Below are 22,301 nucleotides of genomic sequence, written 5' to 3'. Positions count from 1 at the left end.
TCCAACAACAAGCACGTTCAAGATTACAGTACAAAGAGATACAGATCATGATGGAAATCCTGATATTACTGACTTGGACGATGATGGTGATGGAGTAGCTGACACGGATGAGCAGGCTGCAGGTTCTAATCCAAAGGATCCTAACTCAAGACCTGCAGTGATTATTACTCCGGTTCCACAACCAACAATCTCAAACCCAACACAGACAGTAGTTGATAAGAAACCAATTACAAGTGTTGTGATTAATCCAGGTAACCCAGCATCTGCTGTTACGGTCGATACTAACAAGTTACCTAACGGTGTAACGTATGATCCAACAACGAAGACAATTAGTGGAACACCTAATGTAACAGATTGGGGGACAACAGAGGAATCACGTAAGTTTGAGATTCCGGTTGTTGTAACAAATCCAGATGGTTCAAAGGTGACAAAGATTGTAGAGATTACAGTACAAAGAGATACAGATGGAGATGGAGATCCAGACGTAACTGATCCAGATGATGATAACGATGGATACACAGATGTAGAGGAAAATGCGAAGGGTACAGATCCAAAGGATCCAAACTCTAAGCCAACGACACCTCCAACACCACAGCCAACTATCTCAAATCCAACACAGACAGTGATTGACGATAATCCAATTACGAACATTGTGATTACTCCTGGTGATCCAGCTTCTGTAGTAACTGTAGATACAAGTAAGCTACCAAATGGTGTAACTTATGATCCAACCACTAAGACAATCAGTGGAACACCTGATGTAACAGATTGGACTCCAACGGAAGAAACTCGTGTATATGAGATTCCGGTTGTTGTAACAAATCCAGATGGTACAACAGTAACGAAGACGATTGAAATTACAGTACAAAGAGATACAGATGGAGATGGTAATCCAGACGTTACAGATCCAGATGACGATAACGATGGATACACAGATGTAGAGGAGAATGCGAAGGGTTCCGATCCTAAGAATTCCAACTCAAGACCTGCAGCTATCATTACACCTGTTGAACCTGTAAGTATTTCAAATCAAACACAAACAGTAGTTGATAAGACTCCAATTTCTCCAATTCTGATTGGAACTGGAAATATCGATTCAACAGTTACAGTTGACACAACAAAATTACCAAATGGAGTTACATATGATCCAAATGCATTCACAATCAGTGGAACACCTACAATTACAGATTGGGGTACAGGTGAAGAAACACGTAAGTTTGAAATCCCTGTAGTAGTAACAAATCCAGATGGTTCAAAGGTTACAAAGATTGTTGAAATTACAGTACAACGTGATACAGATGGTGATGGTACACCAGACGTTACAGATACAGATGACGATGGAGATGGATATCCAGATACAGAAGAAGTAGCTAGAGGAACAGATCCTAAGGACCCGGCTTCTAAGCCAACAACTTCTATCACACCTATCCCTGATCAGACAGTCGTAGAGGGTAATCCAATTAGTGAGATTACAGTTACAGTTGATAATCCAAATACAACAGTAACAGTAAGCAATCTACCAAATGGTGTAACTTACAATCCAACTACAAAGAAGATTACAGGAATACCAGCAATCACTGACTGGACACCAACAGAAGAAACTCGTGAGATTACAGTTACTGTAACAGCGACAGATACTGCTGGAAATCCAACAACAAGCACGTTCAAGATTACAGTACAAAGAGATACAGATCATGATGGAGATCCAGATGTTACAGATCCAGATGATGATGGTGATGGATACACAGATGCAGAGGAAGTAGCAAAGGGTACAGATCCAAAGGATCCTAACTCTAAGCCAACAACACCTCCAACACCACAACCAACAATCACAAATCCAACACAGACAGTGATTGATGAAAAACCAATTACGAATATTGTAATTACTCCTGGAGATCCTGCATCAACTATTACAGTTGATACAACAAAGTTACCAAATGGTGTAACTTATGATCCAACTACTAAGACGATTAGTGGAACACCTGATGTGACGGATTGGGGTACAACAGAAGAAAATCGTAAGTTCGAGATCCCTGTAGTAGTGACAAATCCAGATGGCACTACAGTAACAAAGAAGATTGAAATTACAGTACAGCGTGATACAGACGGTGATGGTATACCAGATGTTACAGATCCAGATGATGATGGAGATGGAATTTCTGATACAGACGAGCAGAATGCTGGCTCAGATCCAAAGAATCCTAATTCAAGACCTGCTGCTGTAATCACTCCAGTTCCACAACCAACAATCTCAAATCCAACACAGACAGTGATTGACGATAATCCAATTACGAACATTGTGATTACTCCTGGTGATCCAGCTTCTGTAGTAACTGTAGATACAAGTAAGCTACCAAATGGTGTAACTTATGATCCAACCACTAAGACAATCAGTGGAACACCTGATGTAACAGATTGGACTCCAACGGAAGAAACTCGTGTATATGAGATTCCAGTTGTGGTAACAAATCCAGATGGAAGCACAATTACTAAGACAATCGAAATTACAGTACAAAGAGACACAGATGGAGATGACGATCCAGACGTTACTGATCCAGATGATGATAACGATGGATACACAGATGTAGAGGAAGTAGCAAATGGTACAGATCCTAAGGATGCAAACTCTAAACCTACTTCAACTCCACAACCAAGTACACCAAGCACTCCAAGTGTAGGTGGAGGTTCTTCAACAGTTCAAAAGACACCACAGACAAGTGATGCGACAAATCTATTTGGACACGCAGCTTCAATGACATTCTTTGGAACATTGTTATTGGTACTTGACTTCATTAGAGAAAGAGAACATGCTACGAAGTAATTGAAAAAAGCTTAAAGAGTACTCATGATGTGAGTACTCTTTTTAAATTGTTGATAAAATATACAAAAGAATAAGAATGGTTAATAAATTCTTAAAAAATTTATCTTAAGAAATTGTTAATCTTATCTAGATATTATATGATATTAAGGAATAGAAATGAAAAAGTTATTTTTGTATTTATATATGATGAAAAGGGTGTTTTCTTCTATTTATTTTACAGTATAGCTAGAGCATTTCATAGGTATTTGAGGGGAAAGGTTGGTTTTAAAAATGTTTAGAAAGAAATCGTTATTTTCAATTTTACTAGCATTTATGATTTCGCTTTCTATGTTTCCAATTTTTAAATTGGATGCACATGCGGCGACAGTAAATGCAAGTACGATTGCCGAGCTTCAACAAGCAATTAATGATGCTACGGAACCTACAGAAATTGTTTTAACTGCAGATATGCAATTAACTGCTACAGTAACAGTTCCTGCAGGAAAGGATATCACTTTAAAGGGTGGTGTTACTCTTACAAGAACTAGCACTGCAATTGCATTTGACATTAAAGAAGGTGCAAGTCTTACTTGGGAAGATATTATTCTTGATGGTGATGCAAAGGACACCAACTACAAGAGTTCTGTTATTAACAACCAGGGTAAATTAACTATTAACGGTGGTGAAATTAAGAATGTAAGATCAAACAGTGCAATGGTAGGTATCGTAACGGCTAAAGGACCAAATGCAGTACTTACAATGAATGGTGGATCAATTCATGATAACTACATGAGTAACCAGTTTACGAATGTTGTTAAAATTACAGAGGGTGCTTCCTTCTTCATGAATGGAGGAGATATCTCAAACAATACATTAGAACATTCTGGAAGTAGTGGCCTAAACTCAGCTGTTGGAGTTGAAGGTATCAAGGGAAGCTCTACTATGGAGATGACAGGTGGTACTATTACAGGTAATACTGCAGAATATGGTGGAATACTAGTTGGAACATATAGTACAAACTACACAATGCAGAATAACTTCAGCAATTCAGCACACTACTATTCAACAGGTACCCTGAACCTCAAGGGTGGTACTATCTCTAACAATATAGCAGCTGTTTTAGGTGGTGGTATCGCGGTGAATGGTACAGGTATATTAACAATGGATGGTGGAACCATCAGTGGTAATAAGGCTCCTTTCGGTGGCGGTATTGGTGTAGTCGACTATCTTACTTCAGCTGATGGTAAGAGATTTGGCGAAGCTCGTTGGAGAGGATTCTTCCCAGCTGCCGCAACAATCAATGGTGGTCTAATCACAGGCAATGAGGCTACTATGACAGCTGTTACAAGTCAGATTACAGACCCGAATGCCGAGAATGGAGTTGGTGGCGGACTATATGTAGCTTCCAAAGAAGTTTATGTAAATGGCGGTCAGTTTACTAACAATACTGCTGGCAAGCAAGGTGGTGGTATATATGTAGCATCTGTTCCGTATGTATTACATATGGGTAAGACACTTGTTACTGGAAATACAGCTACTAAACTTGGTGGTGGTATGTGGTTATGTCCTACTGGTAGTGCTACAACAGCTGTTACAAATGGTGCATCTTTCTTTGATAACGTAGCTGGTACAGGTGCTGCTAATAATGACACATCAGCAGCTGGTGATGATGTGGCTTCTATCAATAAGCAAGACCCAGCAACACAGACTTTAATTCTTTCTAACAACGGTCTTGATAACTGGTTAGTACACTGGTATGAAGATGGTAAGATTGATGAAGCTTATTTAGGAAATTCAGATGGTAGTCCTAGATATCCAAGTACAGTAAGTCCTGTTGTGGATAGAGGAACTCTTGATGGAATCACAGAAAAGATTGCATTAAAAGCAATTGTATCTGATGAAGGTAAGGCTGCAGCTAGAAATGCAGCTGAAGTTATCGTTACGGGTAACTCTGCACCTCGTGGTGGTGGTATTGGTTCGAATGGTTCAGTAGCATTCGGTACAGATCCAGTTAATTACGATAAGGTAGAACTAACAGTTTCCAAGAAGTGGGAAGATACAAATACAAATCATGTAACATCTATTACAGTTGGACTCTTTAGAATTACACAAGCTAACTTTGATGCAGTTACATTAACAAATGCGGATGGAAGTGCACTTGATACAATAAGTATGAGTGAAAGCGAAATCTTCCAGGCAAAGGTTGACAAATTAATGACTTCTGGTGCTAATACATATGCGCAGATTGACCAGGTTGCTTTGAGTAATGCAAACGACTGGAAGTTCAAGTTTGTAGACCTACTCAAGTACGATATGGTAAACGATGCACAGGATACAACAAATCCAAATATCTACTTTACAAGAGAAATGGATACAGACGGAAACTGGGTAACAAATGAAGCAACAGCTACATTTGGAACTCAGACAATTAGAGTTAACTATAAAGCTACTAAAAATGCTTCTGGTGCATATGATCAAGAAATTAGTAATGAAGAAGTTCAGTATAGAAACATTGAAGTTACAAAGAAGTGGGTTGGCGGTATCGCTAGTCAAGTTGAAGTACAGTTATATAAGGATGGTGTAGCAGAAGGTGCTCCAGTCATCTTAAATGCTGCAAACAACTGGACAACAACATATACAAAGCTTGTAGTAAGAGATGCTGGTAAGACAATTGATAACGCTTATGAAGTACGTGAAGTTGGTGAAACAGCAAATATCATCACAATTGATGGTGTGAAGTATCAAGTTACTTATGGATTGATTGACGCAAATGGTAAGATGGAAATTACAAATAAGAAAGAACCTACTCCATCTACACCAAGCGTTAAAACAGGTGATTCAAGCAATCTTCCTCTCAATGCATCAATTCTTGTGATGTCATTATTAGTTGCAGCATATGCAGCTAAAAAGAAGTTGAATTTAAGTAAATAAATAATTTTAAAGAGGCAGCTATCGTGAATTGATAGCTGCTTTTTATATGAGCATTCCCTTTGTAAAATGACACTATGTCATTTATAATGGTATTGTGACATAACGTCATTTTTGTGGAGGTGAGTGGATTGGCTAAAGATACATATCATCATTTAAAAGAAGATAAAAAGGGAAAAGTATTAACAATCTTGAAGCGTCTATTTCAAGAAAAACCATTTCAAGAAGTAACAGTTAAAGAAATTGTTGAAGAATTAGATATTGCTAGAGGAAGTTTTTATCAATACTTTGAAGATCTTGAAGATGCATATTTTACAGTTTTGGATTCTGAAGTGACTGATATTCATATGTTATTTATGCATATTCTTCATAAGAAGAAAGGGAATTTAGAAGCAACTTTACTAGAGTATGGTGAACAGTTATCTAAGATTCTTTTTCAAAAAGATACATATGCAATTTATAGGAATCGTTATCTTTATTGGAATGATTCTCTAAATCAAAAATGGAAGAAGAACCATCAAGACCAAACACAAATATTTACGCAAGTGAAAGACAATAATTCTATAGAACTTGAAAAGATGTTCTATCTACAAGGTGTTATTCATGCGTTGATTAAACGTAATTTCCAAGAGAATTGGTCAAAACAAGAGTTTCTAAAGAAGTTTAAATTACATATATATTGGGTTATGAAAGGGGTAGATAACAATGGTAATGGTTGAAAGTTTGTTTGATGTTACATATTTAGCGGTCGTAATTGGATTAGGTGTACGACTATTATTAGAAAAAGTTAAAGGTGCGAAGTTATTTGGTATTATGGCAATCTTACTTGGCGTAGGAGATGCTTTCCATTTATTACCAAGAATCATATCTCATTTGAGTCCTTTAGGATTTGCAGGACATACAGCTGCCTTATCTTGGGGACAGTTTGTTACTAGCATTACAATGACTATCTTCTATATTCTTTATTATTATTTCTATCGTCGTCAAAGCGGTGATAAAGATAATAAGAAGTTAAGTGAAGTTCATGTATTGGCATTTCTTCGTATCATATTAGTACTTTTACCGATGAATGCGTGGGGTACTGCAGAGGGAAACTATATGTTTGGAATCTATCGTAATATTCCTTTTGCGATTATGGGAGGATTACTGATTTATTGGTCATACCAGCAAAGAGATAAGGCAGGCCTTAAGCACATGTGGTTATTGATTCTTCTTAGCTTTGTATTCTATATTCCAGTTGTATTGTGGAGTAATACTTTCCCAATCGTTGGAGCGTTAATGATGCCTAAGACAGTTGCGTATTTAATGATTGTTGTATTAGGTTATAAGTACTATATTCCAAGTTTCGAACGTATTAATTTATTAGGATTGGCATTTACAAATATGATTATGGGTTTATTTGTTGGTGTATTCTATCGTGAATTTACAAAGTTCTATCATTTTACGGAAGCAAATCACTTAGGTAAGATGCATGGTCATTTATTGATTCTAGGTTTTGTAGTAATGATCTTATTATATCTATTAACTGCAAATATGAATCTTGAACAAATACATAGTCTAAAGAAGCCAATTCATATTCTGGAAGCAGGATTAGTATTTACAATTGTAACGATGTTTGTTATTGGTGTATATGAAGTGGTAGGTATGGGTGAGACTACGATTAATATGCATGCAATGGCTGGGATGAGTGGATTAGGACATATACTATTGTCCATTGGGCTTGTGTGGACACTTGCCAAGATTTATCAAAGAGAAACAATTTCTAATAAAAGTAACTAAGAAATAAAAAGACGATGTATTGTTTTGGACAAAAATCCAGAATACATGGTCTTTTCTATTTATAATTATTTCTATATCGAAATAATTGACGGATAGAATATTTATGTATATTATTTCCATATAGAAATAAATGAGGAGTTGTAATATGGATAAACGTAGAGGTGGTTTTTTAACAATGCATATACGCTTATTGAATGGTCGTATATTTCAAAAATTATTAAATGAAGAAGAAGGCGTTTTATATCGTAGTGAACAAGGTAAAATTCTTACGGTTTTATGGGGTAGTGTAGATGGGCGTGCAACTTCCACAGATATCGCAATCAAAACTGGACTTGCAAATAATACGCTTACGAGCATGATAGAAAAACTCATCCAGCAGGGATTGGTTAGCTGTGAACACTGTACGAAGGACAAACGTAAGAAATATATTATTTTAACGCAACTTGGTTGGTCTCAGAAAGAAATTGGTGATCGTGTGAGTAAGAAACTAGCAGATATTTTCTATGAAGGATTTCAAAATGAGGAGATCAAGCAATTCGAAAAGTTTCAAGAACGTATTCTTGATAACTTGGTTTCATTTGATAAACGTTAGTTAAACAGAAAGTGAAAATCAGATATGAAGTGTGTAAGAGTTTCAAGAGCTGGTGGGCCTGAAGTTTTAGAATTACTTGAATTTCCAAAGCCTAAACTCAAAGATGGATGGTCTTTGATATAGATTCAAGGTTTTGGAATGAATCATAGTGAAATATTTACTCGTAAAGGATTATCTCCTAGTGTTAAATTTCCTCGTATTTTGGGGATTGAATGTGTTGGAATTATCGAAGAGACAACAGCAGAAAATCTAAATGTTGGGCAGCAAATGATTTCTATTATGGGTGAAATAGGGCGTGATTTTGATGGTGGATATGCAGAATATACATTGATACCAAATCATCAAATTTATCCGGTTATAACAAAGAGGTTGGATTTGGATAGTTTAATTGCATTGCCTGAGACTTACTATACAGTCTTTGGTGCATACAAAAATCTAAAGATTCATTGCAATGATAGAATTCTTGTAAGAGCTGCAACAAGTGGTGTAGGGGCAGCTTTTACGAAACTGATAAAAGGTGAGTTTCCAAATATATATTTGGTTGGAACTACAAGAAATTTATCAAAAAAACAAGAATTGTTAGGAAGAGGATTTAGTGAAGTTATTTTAGAGAATGACGGAATACTTCATACGAATCAAACTTTTACAAAGATTCTGGACTTGGTTGGGCCAAGTGTTATGAAAGATTCTATATCTCACTTAGCAGAAGACGGGATTATTTGTTCTTGTGGACAACTAGGTGGATAATGGACTTTAAAAGATTTCGATCCGATTATGGAATTGCATAACAATGTTTATCTCACAACATTCTATTCTGGAAATGTTACTACAAATAAATTACAAGATTTGATCGACTTTGTTGAGAAATACAATGTTAATGTACGTCCAGAAAAGATCTTTAAAATTGAACAAATTCAAGAGGCGCATTAGTATTTAGAAAGCAGTCATTCGTTTGGAAAGGTTATTGTAAAAATAGGGTAGTAATATGATTGAATATAAAAATGTTGTTTTGAACTACCAGGAGAATACAGTATTAAAAAATGTAAATTTAAAAATCTTAGATGGTGAATTTATGATACTTGTAGGACCTTCTGGCTCAGGAAAAACAACTATGCTAAAGATGATAAATCGATTATTGGAACCATCTGATGGCAACATCTATATGGATGCTAAGAGAATCAAGGATTATGACTTACGGGAGTTACGACTTTCTACTGGATATGTTTTACAGCAGATTGCACTATTTCCTAATTTGACGGTTTTAGAAAATATCTCTTTAATTCCAGAAATGAAAGGATGGGGTAAAGCAGAGATTACGCAACGTACGGTTGAACTACTAGATAAAGTTGGTTTGAATGCGCAGGAATATATGCATCGTATGCCAAGTGAATTATCTGGTGGTGAGCAGCAGCGTATTGGAATTGTACGTGCAATGATAGGTCAACCAAAAATATTGTTGATGGATGAACCTTTCTCAGCTTTAGATGCAATTTCTCGTAAACAACTGCAAATGTTAACAAAAAAACTGCATAAAGAATTTGGAATGACAACAATCTTTGTGACACATGATACGGATGAGGCATTGTTATTGGGTGACCGTATTGCAGTATTACAGAATGGAGAGATATGCCAAGTAGACCAACCAGAGAATATTCTGAAAAATCCTGCAAATGAGTTTGTTTCTAATTTATTTGGAGGTGTAAGTCATGCATGATTTATTAAGTACTTTTCAAGCAAGATTTGCTGAATGGTTGATTGCATTAGGACAACATGTTCAATTATCTTTACTAAGTTTATTAATTGCGATATTAATTGCAGTTCCACTCGCAATTATTTTAAGCAGCCGTAAGCGTATTGCTGGAGTCGTCTTAAATATCGCAGGAATTTTCCAAACAATACCATCTATGGCGTTATTGGGATTATTTATTCCTTTTATGGGGATTGGTACATTACCAGCCTTAACTGCACTCGTTATCTATGCAATCTTTCCGATTCTAGAGAATACAATTACAGCGCTAAATGGAATTGACCCAAGTCTAGAGGAAGCGGGAATTGCATTTGGTATGAGCAAGTTAGAACGTCTTAAGAAGTTTGAATTGCCTCTAGCTATGCCGGTAATTGTGTCTGGTATTCGTACTGCTACAGTTTTGATTATTGGAACAGCTACCCTTGCAGCACTCGTTGGTGCTGGTGGACTAGGAACCTTTATCTTACTAGGGATTGATCGTAGAAATGTGAATTTAATTCTTATAGGTGCAATATCCTCCGCATTTTTAGCAATTCTATTTAATGGACTATTAAAATGGTTAGAAAAGGCAAAGTTACGTACCAGCATGATTGCATTTTTATGCCTATTACTTGGATTAGGAGGTTCTTATATTCCTTCACAATTACAAAATAAAACCAATAAACATCTTATAATTGCAGGAAAGATGGGTCCTGAACCTGAGATACTCATGAATATGTATAAACTGTTAATTGAAGCGAATACAGATATTACAGTTGAAGTAAAACCCAATTTTGGTAAGACAGATTTCCTTTATCAGGCTTTGAAAAAAGGTGATATTGATATTTATCCTGAGTTTACAGGGACTATTACCGAAAGTCTATTACAGGACAAACCAACTGTAAGTAATAATCCTAATGAAGTCTATGAAGCTGCGCGTGATGGAATTAAAAAACAGGATAACCTGGTATTATTAAAACCAATGGCATATCAAAATACATATGCACTTGCTGTACCAAAAGTGATTGCAGAAGAGTATCATCTCAATACAATTTCAGATTTAAAACGTGTTGCGGATTTTGTGAAAGCAGGATTTACGTTAGAGTTTAATGATCGTGAAGATGGTAATCGAGGACTACAAGCACTCTATGGATTATCTTTAAATGTTGCAACAATGGAGCCTGCACTACGATATAGTGCAATTCAATCGGGTGATATTCAATTGACGGAAGTTTATTCTACAGATCCTGAGATACAGCGTTATCAGCTACAAATACTAGAAGATGATAAACATCTCTTCCCACCATACCAAGGGGCTCCACTTATGAAGCAGGAACTGTTAGATAAATATCCTGAGCTAGAACAGATTTTAAATGTACTTGCTGGAAAAATCACAGAAAGTCAAATGAGTGAAATGAATTATCGAGTAGGAATTGAGGGAGAAGCTGCAGAGACAGTCGCAAAAGAATTCTTGCAATCACAAGGTTTATTGAAGTAATAAATAGATGTGGCTATATTGAGGCTACATCTATTTTCATTGTGAATGATATGATTTTAATGTGATATATTAGATTATAGTAAGGAATGTACTTATCTAGTATGAATTATTGAAAATCTAGATAGGAGAGTGTATGGATAATAAAATACAGATGATTAAATGGTTGGTTAGGATATCGATTGGAATCGATATATTTCTGGCGATTTGTTTTGTGATTGGTTTTGTGCTTGCATCTATGAAAGTAGGGATTGGCTTATTCCTATGGGGTATTATCGTTTTCTGTGGAGTTTATATTCTTGCGATTAGTTTTATATTAAAAATATTTGCAATGATTCTATGTATGCCATTTGATACGCTAGAGAAACGCAAGTATTTATATTTGGCAGGTAGCTCATTTATTCGGCTATTGTTTATAAGCGGGTTTATTTACGGTGTTTACTATATAGGTAAAGTGATGACGGAAGTTGGATAAAATAAAATGCATACTAAAAAAGAGAGATTGTCTCTCTTTTTTGCTAAAGGGTTTCGATGAACTCATCCTCACTTTTACGTGTTGTGTGTAGGTGAGAAGGTTTTGCGTCTTCTTCTGGATATACAACTGGGAAGATAGCAATTAAGTTATAGGATTCCATCATTGGGAATACTTCTTTAATCTTTTCTGGTTGGAAGTTTCCAATCCAAGTAGAGGCAAGACCTTGATCTTGGATTGCAAGCATGATGTGTGTTGCGACAATACTTGCGTCTACATCCGCAAAGTTCATAGAATCAGCTTCACGTACCCAGCCTTGGTTTGCATCACTACCTACGATGAAGCAAGCAGGGGATGTATGAAGAAATTTTTGTTGTGTTACGGATTTGATTTTCTCTAGCGCTTCTTGTGATTGAATTAACCAGACTTTTAAAGGCTGGAAGTTATGTGCTGTAGGTGCTGCAATCGCTGCTTGTTTAATAGCTTCTAACTTCTCAGATTCGATAGGTCTAGAAGAAATCTTACGGCAAGAATAACGTGCTTTCGCTAATGTAGTAAAGTTCATGCTTCCTCCTTATCCAGAGTTTCTTAATCCAGTTGCGATACCGTTAATCGTAACGTGAATTGTCTTTTCAAGTTCTTCTGTATATTGGCCTTGGCGGATACGCTTAATTAACTCAATTTGAATATAGTTTAAGATATCGAAGTAAGGAAGACGATAGTCTAAGCTTCCTCTTAATGCAGGTAGATCTTGAATAAGCTCGGTGTGCTTTTCAATCTGTAGTAAGACTTTCTTTGTAAGTTGCCATTCACTTTCAATACGATCAAATACTGAGCGTGTTTCTTTATCTTCACAAAGGTTACTGTATCGTTTTGCAATATCCATATTGGACTTGGAAAGTACCATGTCGGCATTCTCTAATAATGATTTAAAAAATGGCCACGTTTGATACATTTGTTGTAATTGTGCTAAGTTTTGTTCTGGATTTTGATCAATGTATTGTTGCATTGCTGAACCAATGCCATACCATCCTGGTAACATAATACGATTCTGCGACCAAGAGAATACCCATGGGATTGCGCGTAAGCCATTGATATCTGTAATTGTCTTACGTGCTGCTGGTCGAGAACCAATATTTAAACTAGATATTTCTTTGATTGGACTTGCCGCAAAGAAGTATTGGTAGAAGTGTGGGTCATTGAATACTAAATCACGATAGATTGCATTTGAGTTTTCTACAATTGGATCCATGATTGTGTAGTATTCACGCAATGTTTCTTTACTTAACACCATTGGGTTAACCATGCGGTTTAAAGTAGAGGAAATTAACATTTCTAGATTGTAGTAAGCTGAATCTCGATTGCCATACTTGTTACCGATAACTTCTCCTTGTTCAGTTAGACGGATACGGTCTTTGATTGAACCAAATGGTTGAGAAGTAATTGCATCATAGGATGGTCCTCCACCACGGCCAACTGTTCCACCACGACCGTGGAAGAATGTAATCTTCACACCACATTCATCGCCGATAGCTGAAAGTTCACGTTGTGCTTTATATAAATGCCAACCTGAAGATAGATATCCTCCATCCTTATTGGAATCAGAGTAGCCAAGCATAATCTCTTGATAAAATTTTTGGTCGTTTAACCACTTTCTAACAAGAGGAATGTTTAAGTATGTACGCATGATTTCGTTTGCGTTCTGTAAGTCTTCGATAGTTTCAAAGAGTGGAACAATCTGCATACGACTATGCTCACTATCTAGTAAGCCAACTTCTTTGAGAAGGATTGCTAATTCGAACATATCAGAGATACTTTCAGAGTGGGAGATGATATGTTGACGAATCACATTTTCACCCATGCGATCCTTGAGTTCTCTTGCGGTTTTGAAGATTGCAAGTTCCTTGGATAATAGTTCTGATTTTGGTGCGTGTGTTGCGGACAAGATACGTGGATCATTTGTTAAAAGATCTAAAAGCAAGGCACATTTCTTCTCTTCGTCAAGACTGCTATAGTCTTGTTCGATATTTGCGGATTTCAATAGTTCAGCAACACAAGCCTCTAGAATGCTAGAGTCTTGACGCATATCAATACTTGCAAGATAGAAGCCAAAGATTTCTGTAGCTTGTAATACTTCACTGAAGCTGCCTGTCGTTAAAATTGAATCATCATTTTCGATGAGAGATTTTTTAATTGTAAGTAAATCGTTTTGGAATTGTTCAACTGTTTCATAACAAACTTCATGATTTGTATTTTGTGTAAAGTTGCTATAAGTGTTTTGTAATCTTTCTAGAATATAGTGGAAAGCTTTACGATATGGTTCTTTCTCACGATATACAGATGTATCACTCGAAAGGGCAGCCATCTTTTCAACCTCTGAAGAGACGTGTGAGATACTGGATGATACTGCATAGTAGAAATACATTTCTTCAATCTTATGAATGTAATAATTAAGGATTACTTCTGCTTGTGTTGTAGCAGAGATTTCTAGCGTTTCTGCAGTTACGAATGGATTGCCATCACGGTCACCACCAATCCACATACCCATTGTAATAGGAGTAGCAGCACTTACATTGATACCGTGTTTTATAGCTTCCTTGCGATATTGAGCAGTCAGAGATGTAATCGCTGGAATCAAAGAAGTATTGTAATAGTCAGTCACATTACGAATTTCATTCTTAACTTTTAACTTCTTTTCACGAATCATATCCGTTTCCATGATTAATTCAATTAAACGGTGAAGGTTATCGTTCCACTTACGCTTATTGATAGAACCTTCTTTACAGTCACGATCTTTACGTAATAGATGATGGATTTTATTTGTTAAATCCAACATCGATTTACGCTGTACTTGTGTAGGGTGTGCAGTGAGTACTGGTACTACATTCAAGTTCTCTAAGATTTCCTTTGCGTTTTCACTCTTAGAGATAATATTCATTTGCGTAGAAATTTTACCTAGGTAATCTTGGTCAATATTATTTTGTAAGTTAACTTGATATGCCAGGTCTACATCTTCTGTAATATTGATTAATAAAGGTAAAACAGAGAAATATCTAGATATGATATCTAAGTCTTCATTTGATAATGAAGTGATTAAATCTGTTAATTTATCATATTCATGATTTGCGGATAAGGTTGAGAGTTTATCAATCAGATGGAATTTATCAGAAGGAATCATATTTTGCGTTGCGGTATTCAAAAGATTCTTGAGTATTTGAATTTCTTCTTCAATGGCAGCGATATTATTACTGTTTTCTAACTTCGGTAACATGATGATACCTCCTTCATAACGATAGAATTATAGCATTATTCCTATAGAATGGTGATATGACTTGACGAAAGCAGTGATTTCCAATACCATTTGTTGTGCATAAAACCACATCAAGGTGGCTAAAATACAGTCAAAAGTGATACATTAGCGATAGAGCTAATGTATTTTGTTTCTGTAGATATTAATTGAAGATTTATTCAACTATGCAAAGGAATTTACAATGAAATATTTTATAAAACGTTTATTACGTACAATTCCTATTGTCATAGGAGTTACGTTAATTACATTCAGTTTAATTTATCTTTCGCCAAGTGATCCAGCACACATGCATTTCCACCAAGCGGGAGCTCCGGCAACAGAAGAGATGGTGGAACAGTTTCGCCATGAACATCACTTGGATGAGCCTTTCTTTACGCAATATACAAACTGGTGGATTTCTTTCTTAAAAGGAGACTTAGGTACTTCTTATCAGGATAGTCGTCCTGTATCAGAAAAGATGATGAAAGCTGCTCCATATACAATCTCGATTGCAGTTAATAGTATGGTCTTAACCCTGATTGTTTCAATTCCACTTGGTATCTATTGTGCATATCGTAAGAAATCATTCCTTACAAAATTAGTGGATGCAATTACGCAAGTAGGAATATCTATTCCAACATTTATGATTGGTTTATTACTATTGTATTTATTTACTTCTGTATTCCATATCTTTAGCGTTCTACCAAAAGATGGTACAGGTGTTATCATGCCTAGTTTAACCATCATGCTCGGTATGTCGTTTCGATACATTAAGCAGATTCAAAAGATTGCAAGTCGTGAACTAGAGAAAGATTATATGAAAGGTTTACGTGCAAGAGGGATTGGTACATTTTCAATCCTATTTCACACTGTTTTACGAAATGCGATGGTTGAAGTCATTACGTTAACGGCAGTTTCTTTTGGAAGTCTTTTGAGTGGTGTTGCCTTAATTGAAACAATCTTCAACTGGCCAGGTCTTGGAAAGCTCTTGGTGGATGCAGTGATTAGTAAAGATATTCCAGTAATTCAAGGCGTTGTAGTTTGGCTTGTATTAGCATATGTTGTTATCAATTTAGTGGCAGATTTATTCTATGGAATCTTTGATGCACGGATACGCTTAGGTGGTGATAGTCATGAAGCTTAATCGTAAACAATGGTTGATTATTATCATGCTTGCAGGATTACTACTATGTAGTGTTTTAATAGAAATAAGCTTATCGAAGGTAATTTCAGAATCAAATTTAGCAATTCGTTTACAAGCACCTAGTATGCATCACTTCTTTGGAACAGATGCTTTTGGTAGAGATGTATTTGTACGTACAATCGCAGCTGCCAATATTAGTATTCTTTCAACAATCGTGATAGTGCTTGTGGCTGGAGGATTTGGTATCTTTGTCGGTATGGTAAGTGGTTATACGGGTGGCCTTTTGGATGAAGTACTGATGGCTATCTGTGATCTATTCTTGGCATTTCCACAGATGTTAATTGCTATCGCAATTGCAGGAATATTAGGCGGTGGGCTGCACAATGCGATGATAGCATTAGCAATTAGTGATTGGATGTTATTTGCTCGTTTGGCAAGATCAGCAACTTTAAAAGAGAAGTCTGAGTTATATGTGACTGCTGCAAGGTTTGCGGGGTTAAGTGATATCGAAATATTACTAAAACATATCCTGCCAAATATTCGTAACTTACTAATCGTGACACTCACATTAAATTTTGCGAATATGTTATTGTCGCTAGCAGGTCTTAGCTTTTTAGGAATCGGTGTAAAAGTACCAACTCCAGAATGGGGTTCTATGATTAGTGAAGGAAGACAATATTTAACATCCGCACCATGGATTTCATTATTTCCTTGTTTATTTATCTTCGTCACTGTATTTTTAATAAACCAATTTGCAAAGACTGTTAGTTATCAGGAGGGGAAACAAAATGAAACGATTGATTAAAACAATATTTATAACTGCGACATTAGCAATGTCCGCATGTACACCAACACTAAAAACAGATGAAACAGTGAATCGTACCATCCGCATTGGTACAGAACAGTTTACTGCATCTTTAGATTCTGCTTTAGAGTGGAATGGATGGTTTACCGTTCGTTATGGAATTGGTGAAACATTATTTAAAGTGGAAGATGATATGCAGATTAAACCATGGCTTGTATCAAATGCAGAAAATATTGATGCTAAAACATGGAAGTTAACACTACGTGAAAATATTAAATTCTCTGATGGCACAACAATGGATGCAAAAAGTGTAGTAGATAATCTTCATCATATCGCACAAGAAAATGCAAGAGCTGCTTTCTTGCAGGGTGCAGAATATGAAATTGATGGTTACACAATCACAATTAAGACTGTCGATTCAAGAGCAACGTTACTCTCTGATTTAAGTGATCCAATGTTTGCGATGTTAAATCTATCTTCTAAGGAAGATAAAGCTACAATGCCGATTGGTACAGGTCCTTATAAGGTTAAGACATTTACTGCTGATCAAGAAATTGTATTAGAACCAAATACAAACTACTGGAATGGTACTCCAAAATTAGAGGAGATTACAGTTACGAAGATGCTTGAGAAAGAAACTGCAATTCTAGCGCTCAAGAATCATGAATTAGACGCATATACAGAGATGAATCCAGAGGGAATCAAGCAACTACAAGATAGTGATGAATTTGATATTCATACAATTCCATCTAGTCGTGTATATTCTCTGTATATGAATACAGAAACACTCTCTGATATATCACTTCGTAAAGCAATTGCAAAAGCAATTGATAAAGAGGCTATCGCAAAATACTTATTAGATGGCACAATGACGGCGACAGATAGTCCATTTACCAACGATTCTGGGTATGCATTACCAAGTTCTAACGTAACCTCTTATAACGAAGCAGAAGCGAAACAAATCCTAGAGTCTGCTGGTTATGTGGATACAGATGGTGATGGCTATGTCGAAAAGGATGGTCAAAATATTTCTCTTACAATCGCATATTATAAACGTCTATCCCAAGAAGTGATTGCAACGGAATTGCAGTCAGCACTGAAGAAGATTGGTATTCAATCTGAATTACAACTACATGAAGGTACTAAGTATCTAGCAAATAAAGAATATGACTTAGGATTCTACTCGATGGTTACAATGCCTACAGGAGATCCTGCATATTACCTCAATGCATTACTATCAGAAGGTGGAACTGTAAACTACTCTGGATATGATAACCATGCTATGCAGGTACTATTAAAACAGTTGAATGATTCTTATGATACAAAGGAACGTAAAGAAATCGTAAAGCAGATTGAAGAAATGTTACTAGCAAGTTACAGCATTACTTGTATTGGATTTAATAACTTGATTTTCGCAACAAGAAAAGAATTAAAGAACTTTGTTCCTCATGTTACAGACTACTATCAAATTACAGTCGATTTAGAACTTCAATCATGAGCCAAGCAATTTTAGAAATAAAAAATGTGACCGCTGGATATGGTGATACAGAAGTATTGCATGATGTTTCACTTACAGTTTATCCAGCAGAAGTTATCGGTATTGTTGGACAAAGTGGTAGTGGAAAAACAAGTTTATTAAATTGTGTTCTGCAATTAGAACCAAATCTAGAAATTACATCAGGAGAAATTTTGTATTCGAATCAAAATCTGCTCACTTTAAACAAAAAAGAGTATCGTAGGTTATTTCAAGATGAAATAGCAACTATCTTTCAAAATAGTAACTTTACACTTGTTCCTACAAGAAAGATATCTAGTCAGTTTTACGAAACAACAAAAGGTAGATTGACGCAAGAGGAAACTCGTCAGAAAGCATATCTTTTATTTGAGCAGTTTAAGTTAAAGAACCCTGAACGTATATTTCATAGTTATCCATTTGAATTGTCCATTGGTATGGCACAGCGTGTAGCAGTATCACTTGCGTTAATGAATAATCCATCTTTACTACTTTGTGATGAGCCCACCAGTGCATTAGATGTAAAGAGTGCATATGAAATGGTGCTACAACTAAAGAAACTCAAAGAAGAAAAGGGTATGACCATGGTGGTGATTACACATAACATTGCACTAGCTGCACAGTTATGTGATCGTATTGCGGTAATGCATCAAGGATGCATTGTAGAAGTACAAGACACAAAGACTTTAATTGAAAGTCCTATGCATGCATATACAAAACAATTACTGGCTGCTTTACCAAAGACGGAGGGTTTATGGAACGATTAATACAAGTAGAGAATGTCGTCAAAAGCTTTCGTGATAAAAAACAACAGTTCTTAGCGGTTGATCATGTTTCTCTTCATCTTGATGAAGGTGAGATTTTCGGTATCATTGGTGAAAGTGGTAGTGGAAAAAGTACTATTTTGCGACTGTTATCTGGGATTATTAAGCCAGATGAAGGAAAAGTAATGTTATTTGGCAAATTACTTGATTCAAAAGATCGAAGTCGCTTTCGTGATTTACAGATGATATTTCAAGATGCAAGAGCTTCTTTTGATAAGCAGTATACAATTGAACAAAGTTTAAATGAAGTGCGTAAGCATTTAAATCCAAATGCATTAGAGAATCGTTTCTTATTACAGGAAGTTGGATTAGATATATCTTTTGCAAATAAGTATCCACATGAGATGTCTGGTGGGGAGTGTCAACGTGCAGCGATAGCACGTGCACTTGCATGTGATCCAAAAGTGTTGTTGTGTGATGAAATTACAAGTGCACTAGATGTTATCACACAAGAGAAGATTTGTAGCCTATTAAAACATCTATGTCATCAGCATCATATCTCTGCCATCTTTGTATCTCATGATTTACCTTTAGTTAGTAACCTTTGTGATCGTGTGATAATTATGAAGGATGGTAAAGTTGTAGAAGAGGGTAAAACGAAGGATGTGATGCAAAAACCTCAACATCCTTATACAAAAGAACTATTACGACATATACTAAAGTTAGAAACAGCAGAATAGGCTCTGCTGTTTTTGTATGAAATCTTTTGGCGTGGAATTTTCTTTTTATAGTAGAATAGAGTAAGAAAATGGAGAAACTATGAAAATCGTGCAATGTTGGTTAGAACATCCTGTTCGTAGGTTGGACCAGACTTTTACATACTTATATAACGATGAAGATATCGAAGTCGGTAGTCGTGTAACGATTCCACTCTTAAATCGTAGTGTCGTTGGATTTGTAGAGAGTATCCAAGATACAAATGAAACTAAGGATGAGATTGAAACACGGCTTGGTTTTAAGTTGCGCTATATTCAAGATGTAAAAGATCAAGAAAGTCTGATTACAGATGAATTGCATGATTTAGCAATGTGGTTAAAGGAAACGACGTTATCGACAACAATCTCTTGTTTTCAGACGATGTTACCCTCGAAGTTAAAACCTTCAACAAATGACAAGACAATTGTGAAAGAGAAGTGGGTGAAACTCACAGATAAAGAAGTGAATTTAACTCCAAAGCAATTAGAAGCCTATCTTTACGCACGTGATCATCAACCATTAACATATACAGAATTACGTAAGAATTTTCCAGGACATGCACGTGCGTTAATTGAGAAAAATGCAATTCTTTTAGAAGAGAAAGAAAAAGAAGTTATAGATGATGTGAATGTCAATATTGAATCTGCATTGCAGTTAACATCATTACAACAATCTGCAATGGATGAGATTAACAGCAGTCTTGATGAAGTATATCTTTTACATGGTATTACTGGATCTGGTAAAACAGAGGTATATTTACAACTAGCTGCACAGGCACTTGCAAAACATAAGCAAGTACTTATTTTAGTGCCTGAAATTAGTTTGACACCACAGATGATTGCTCGTGTCTCTTCTCGCTTTGGCCATGCATTAGCAATCTATCATAGTGGCCTAAGCGACCAAGAAAAATATGAGCAATACCGCAAGGTGAAGACTGGTAGAGCATCAATTGTTGTTGGTACTAGAAGTGCAGTGTTTTTACCATTCCAGAATCTAGGTTTGATTGTGATGGATGAGGAACATGATAACTCCTATAAACAAGATAACCAACCAGCATATCATTGTCGTGATGTCGCTATTTGGAGAGGACATTATCACCGTTGCAAAGTGATACTTGGCTCAGCAACTCCCTCGTTAGAAAGCTACGCACGTGCGTTAAAGAATGTATATCACTTGGTCAAAATGAATGAACGCATTAATCAGAGTCTACCAAATATCCAGATTGTCTCGATTAAAGATAACATCAAGAAAAATGGACACTATATCATCACGGATGATTTACAAAATAAGATACAAGAGAGATTAAATAAACATGAGCAAAGTATTCTACTTTTAAATCGCCGTGGGTATGTAACACAATTACGTTGTAAGTCTTGTCAAGAAGTTGTGAAATGTCCGCATTGTGATTTGGCAATGAGTTATCATCGTGATGTGAATCGTTTAAAGTGTCATACTTGCGGAACAGAGATAGCTGTACCAAAAGAGTGCCCACATTGTCATAACCGTACTGGCTTTACCACAATGGGCTTCGGTACGGAAAAATTAGAAGCAGAGGTACATGCATTATTTCCTAACGCTAAGGTACTACGCATGGACGCGGATACAACGGGTAGAAAGAATGCACATCAAAAGATATTACAAGCATTTGGCAATCATGAAGCAGATATCTTATTAGGTACGCAGATGATAGCGAAGGGTTTAGACTACCCACATGTTACACTAGTTGGTGTGATCAATGGAGATGAGGGTTTACAGCGAACAGACTTCCGTAGTTGTGAGATGACCTTTGATTTGTTGATGCAGGCGAGTGGAAGAAGTGGTAGAGCAGAAACGGCTGGTGAAGTGGTATATCAAGTATTTGATCCAAGTCACTATGCAGTGCAATGTGCTGCAAGACAAGACTATGAAGCTTTCTTTAGAAGTGAGATGAAGTTTCGTCATGCAGGGCAATATCCACCATATACATACTTGATTGCCTTAACAATTCAAGGTCGCAAAGATGATGTGGTAATGAAACAAGCAATGGCAATCAAGAACGAAATCATTGGTGACTTTAAGATAATCGGTATTATTTCGTTATTAAAGATACAAGATTTATATCGCTATCGAATCTTACTAAAGGGTAAAGACTTAGATGCGATGAGACAAGCTGTCGCAAAGTTTTTATCTACGACAAAAATTGATGTGACTGGATTACGGATAGATATTAATCCAATGTATTTAGATTAAAGGAGTTTA

18 protein-coding genes are annotated in these 22,301 nt (G+C 36.2%); 16 read left to right on the top strand and 2 right to left on the bottom strand.

The genetic code is table 11. The features are described from left to right. The 10 genes from RYK16_RS06300 to RYK16_RS06255 all read left to right on the top strand — a co-directional run. Positions 1 to 2,821 (top strand): putative Ig domain-containing protein (locus tag RYK16_RS06300; RefSeq protein ID WP_314851418.1); only part of this gene is annotated, 2,821 nt, incomplete at its 5' end. 270 nt (positions 2,822 to 3,091) lie between these two features. Beyond that, positions 3,092 to 5,731, top strand: a complete 2,640-nt coding sequence (locus RYK16_RS06295; RefSeq protein ID WP_314851417.1) for a Cna B-type domain-containing protein — start codon at positions 3,092 to 3,094, stop codon at positions 5,729 to 5,731. 128 nt (positions 5,732 to 5,859) lie between these two features. After that, positions 5,860 to 6,447 carry a TetR/AcrR family transcriptional regulator gene (locus RYK16_RS06290; RefSeq protein ID WP_314851416.1) on the top strand — a complete coding sequence of 196 codons (588 nt, stop codon included), beginning with the start codon at positions 5,860 to 5,862 and terminating at the stop codon, positions 6,445 to 6,447. After that, positions 6,434 to 7,507 (top strand): DUF2871 domain-containing protein, encoded by a 1,074-nt coding sequence (locus RYK16_RS06285; RefSeq protein WP_294208611.1) that lies wholly within the window; start codon positions 6,434 to 6,436, stop codon positions 7,505 to 7,507. The genes RYK16_RS06290 and RYK16_RS06285 overlap by 14 nt, the downstream gene beginning before the upstream one ends. Before the next feature lie 145 nt (positions 7,508 to 7,652). Then, on the top strand, positions 7,653 to 8,099 hold the full coding sequence (locus tag RYK16_RS06280; protein WP_314851414.1) for a MarR family transcriptional regulator: 447 nt from the start codon (positions 7,653 to 7,655) through the stop codon (positions 8,097 to 8,099). Positions 8,100 to 8,237: 138 nt separating this feature from the next. Continuing rightward, on the top strand, positions 8,238 to 8,846 hold the full coding sequence (locus tag RYK16_RS06275) for an alcohol dehydrogenase catalytic domain-containing protein (protein WP_314851413.1): 609 nt from the start codon (positions 8,238 to 8,240) through the stop codon (positions 8,844 to 8,846). A 27-nt stretch (positions 8,847 to 8,873) separates the two neighbouring features. After that, positions 8,874 to 9,029 (top strand): hypothetical protein, encoded by a 156-nt coding sequence (locus RYK16_RS06270; protein ID WP_314851412.1) that lies wholly within the window; start codon positions 8,874 to 8,876, stop codon positions 9,027 to 9,029. A 55-nt stretch (positions 9,030 to 9,084) separates the two neighbouring features. Next, complete coding sequence (locus RYK16_RS06265) at positions 9,085 to 9,813, top strand: ABC transporter ATP-binding protein (protein WP_298664204.1); 729 nt, start codon at positions 9,085 to 9,087, stop codon at positions 9,811 to 9,813. After that, positions 9,806 to 11,323 carry an ABC transporter permease/substrate-binding protein gene (locus tag RYK16_RS06260; RefSeq protein WP_294208624.1) on the top strand — a complete coding sequence of 506 codons (1,518 nt, stop codon included), beginning with the start codon at positions 9,806 to 9,808 and terminating at the stop codon, positions 11,321 to 11,323. Before RYK16_RS06265 ends, RYK16_RS06260 begins: the two co-directional genes overlap by 8 nt. Positions 11,324 to 11,456: 133 nt before the next feature. Continuing rightward, positions 11,457 to 11,795: a hypothetical protein gene (locus RYK16_RS06255; RefSeq protein ID WP_294208627.1), complete on the top strand. Its 339-nt coding sequence runs from the start codon at positions 11,457 to 11,459 to the stop codon at positions 11,793 to 11,795. 43 nt (positions 11,796 to 11,838) lie between these two features. On the opposite strand, the gene RYK16_RS06250 is transcribed toward RYK16_RS06255, so the two are convergent. Both RYK16_RS06250 and ppc read right to left on the bottom strand, forming a co-directional pair. Next, positions 11,839 to 12,357, bottom strand: a complete 519-nt coding sequence (locus tag RYK16_RS06250) for a nitroreductase family protein (RefSeq protein WP_314851411.1) — start codon at positions 12,355 to 12,357, stop codon at positions 11,839 to 11,841. Positions 12,358 to 12,366: 9 nt separating this feature from the next. After that, entirely contained in the window at positions 12,367 to 15,063 is a 2,697-nt protein-coding gene (gene ppc, locus RYK16_RS06245) for a phosphoenolpyruvate carboxylase (protein ID WP_314851410.1), read from the bottom strand. A 220-nt stretch (positions 15,064 to 15,283) separates the two neighbouring features. Here ppc and RYK16_RS06240 point away from each other — a divergent pair, with 220 nt between their 5' ends. The 6 genes from RYK16_RS06240 to priA all read left to right on the top strand — a co-directional run bounded on the left by RYK16_RS06240 (position 15,284) and on the right by priA (position 22,292). After that, positions 15,284 to 16,225, top strand: coding sequence for an ABC transporter permease (locus RYK16_RS06240; protein WP_314851409.1), 942 nt, complete (start codon positions 15,284 to 15,286; stop codon positions 16,223 to 16,225). Beyond that, positions 16,215 to 17,030, top strand: coding sequence for an ABC transporter permease (locus RYK16_RS06235; protein ID WP_314851408.1), 816 nt, complete (start codon positions 16,215 to 16,217; stop codon positions 17,028 to 17,030). Before RYK16_RS06240 ends, RYK16_RS06235 begins: the two co-directional genes overlap by 11 nt. Beyond that, positions 17,014 to 18,528, top strand: coding sequence for an ABC transporter substrate-binding protein (locus RYK16_RS06230; protein WP_314851407.1), 1,515 nt, complete (start codon positions 17,014 to 17,016; stop codon positions 18,526 to 18,528). Before RYK16_RS06235 ends, RYK16_RS06230 begins: the two co-directional genes overlap by 17 nt. After that, positions 18,525 to 19,310 (top strand): ABC transporter ATP-binding protein, encoded by a 786-nt coding sequence (locus tag RYK16_RS06225; protein WP_314851406.1) that lies wholly within the window; start codon positions 18,525 to 18,527, stop codon positions 19,308 to 19,310. The genes RYK16_RS06230 and RYK16_RS06225 overlap by 4 nt, the downstream gene beginning before the upstream one ends. Next, on the top strand, positions 19,298 to 20,047 hold the full coding sequence (locus tag RYK16_RS06220; RefSeq protein ID WP_314851405.1) for an ABC transporter ATP-binding protein: 750 nt from the start codon (positions 19,298 to 19,300) through the stop codon (positions 20,045 to 20,047). The genes RYK16_RS06225 and RYK16_RS06220 overlap by 13 nt, the downstream gene beginning before the upstream one ends. 79 nt (positions 20,048 to 20,126) lie before the next feature. Then, entirely contained in the window at positions 20,127 to 22,292 is a 2,166-nt protein-coding gene (priA, locus tag RYK16_RS06215; RefSeq protein WP_314851404.1) for a primosomal protein N', read from the top strand. Positions 22,293 to 22,301 lie beyond the last annotated feature (9 nt).

Source organism: uncultured Solobacterium sp., from assembly GCF_963550625.1.
GTDB lineage: Bacteria > Bacillota_I > Bacilli_A > Erysipelotrichales > Erysipelotrichaceae > Bulleidia.
This window is presented reverse-complemented; position numbering and strand designations above follow the sequence as displayed.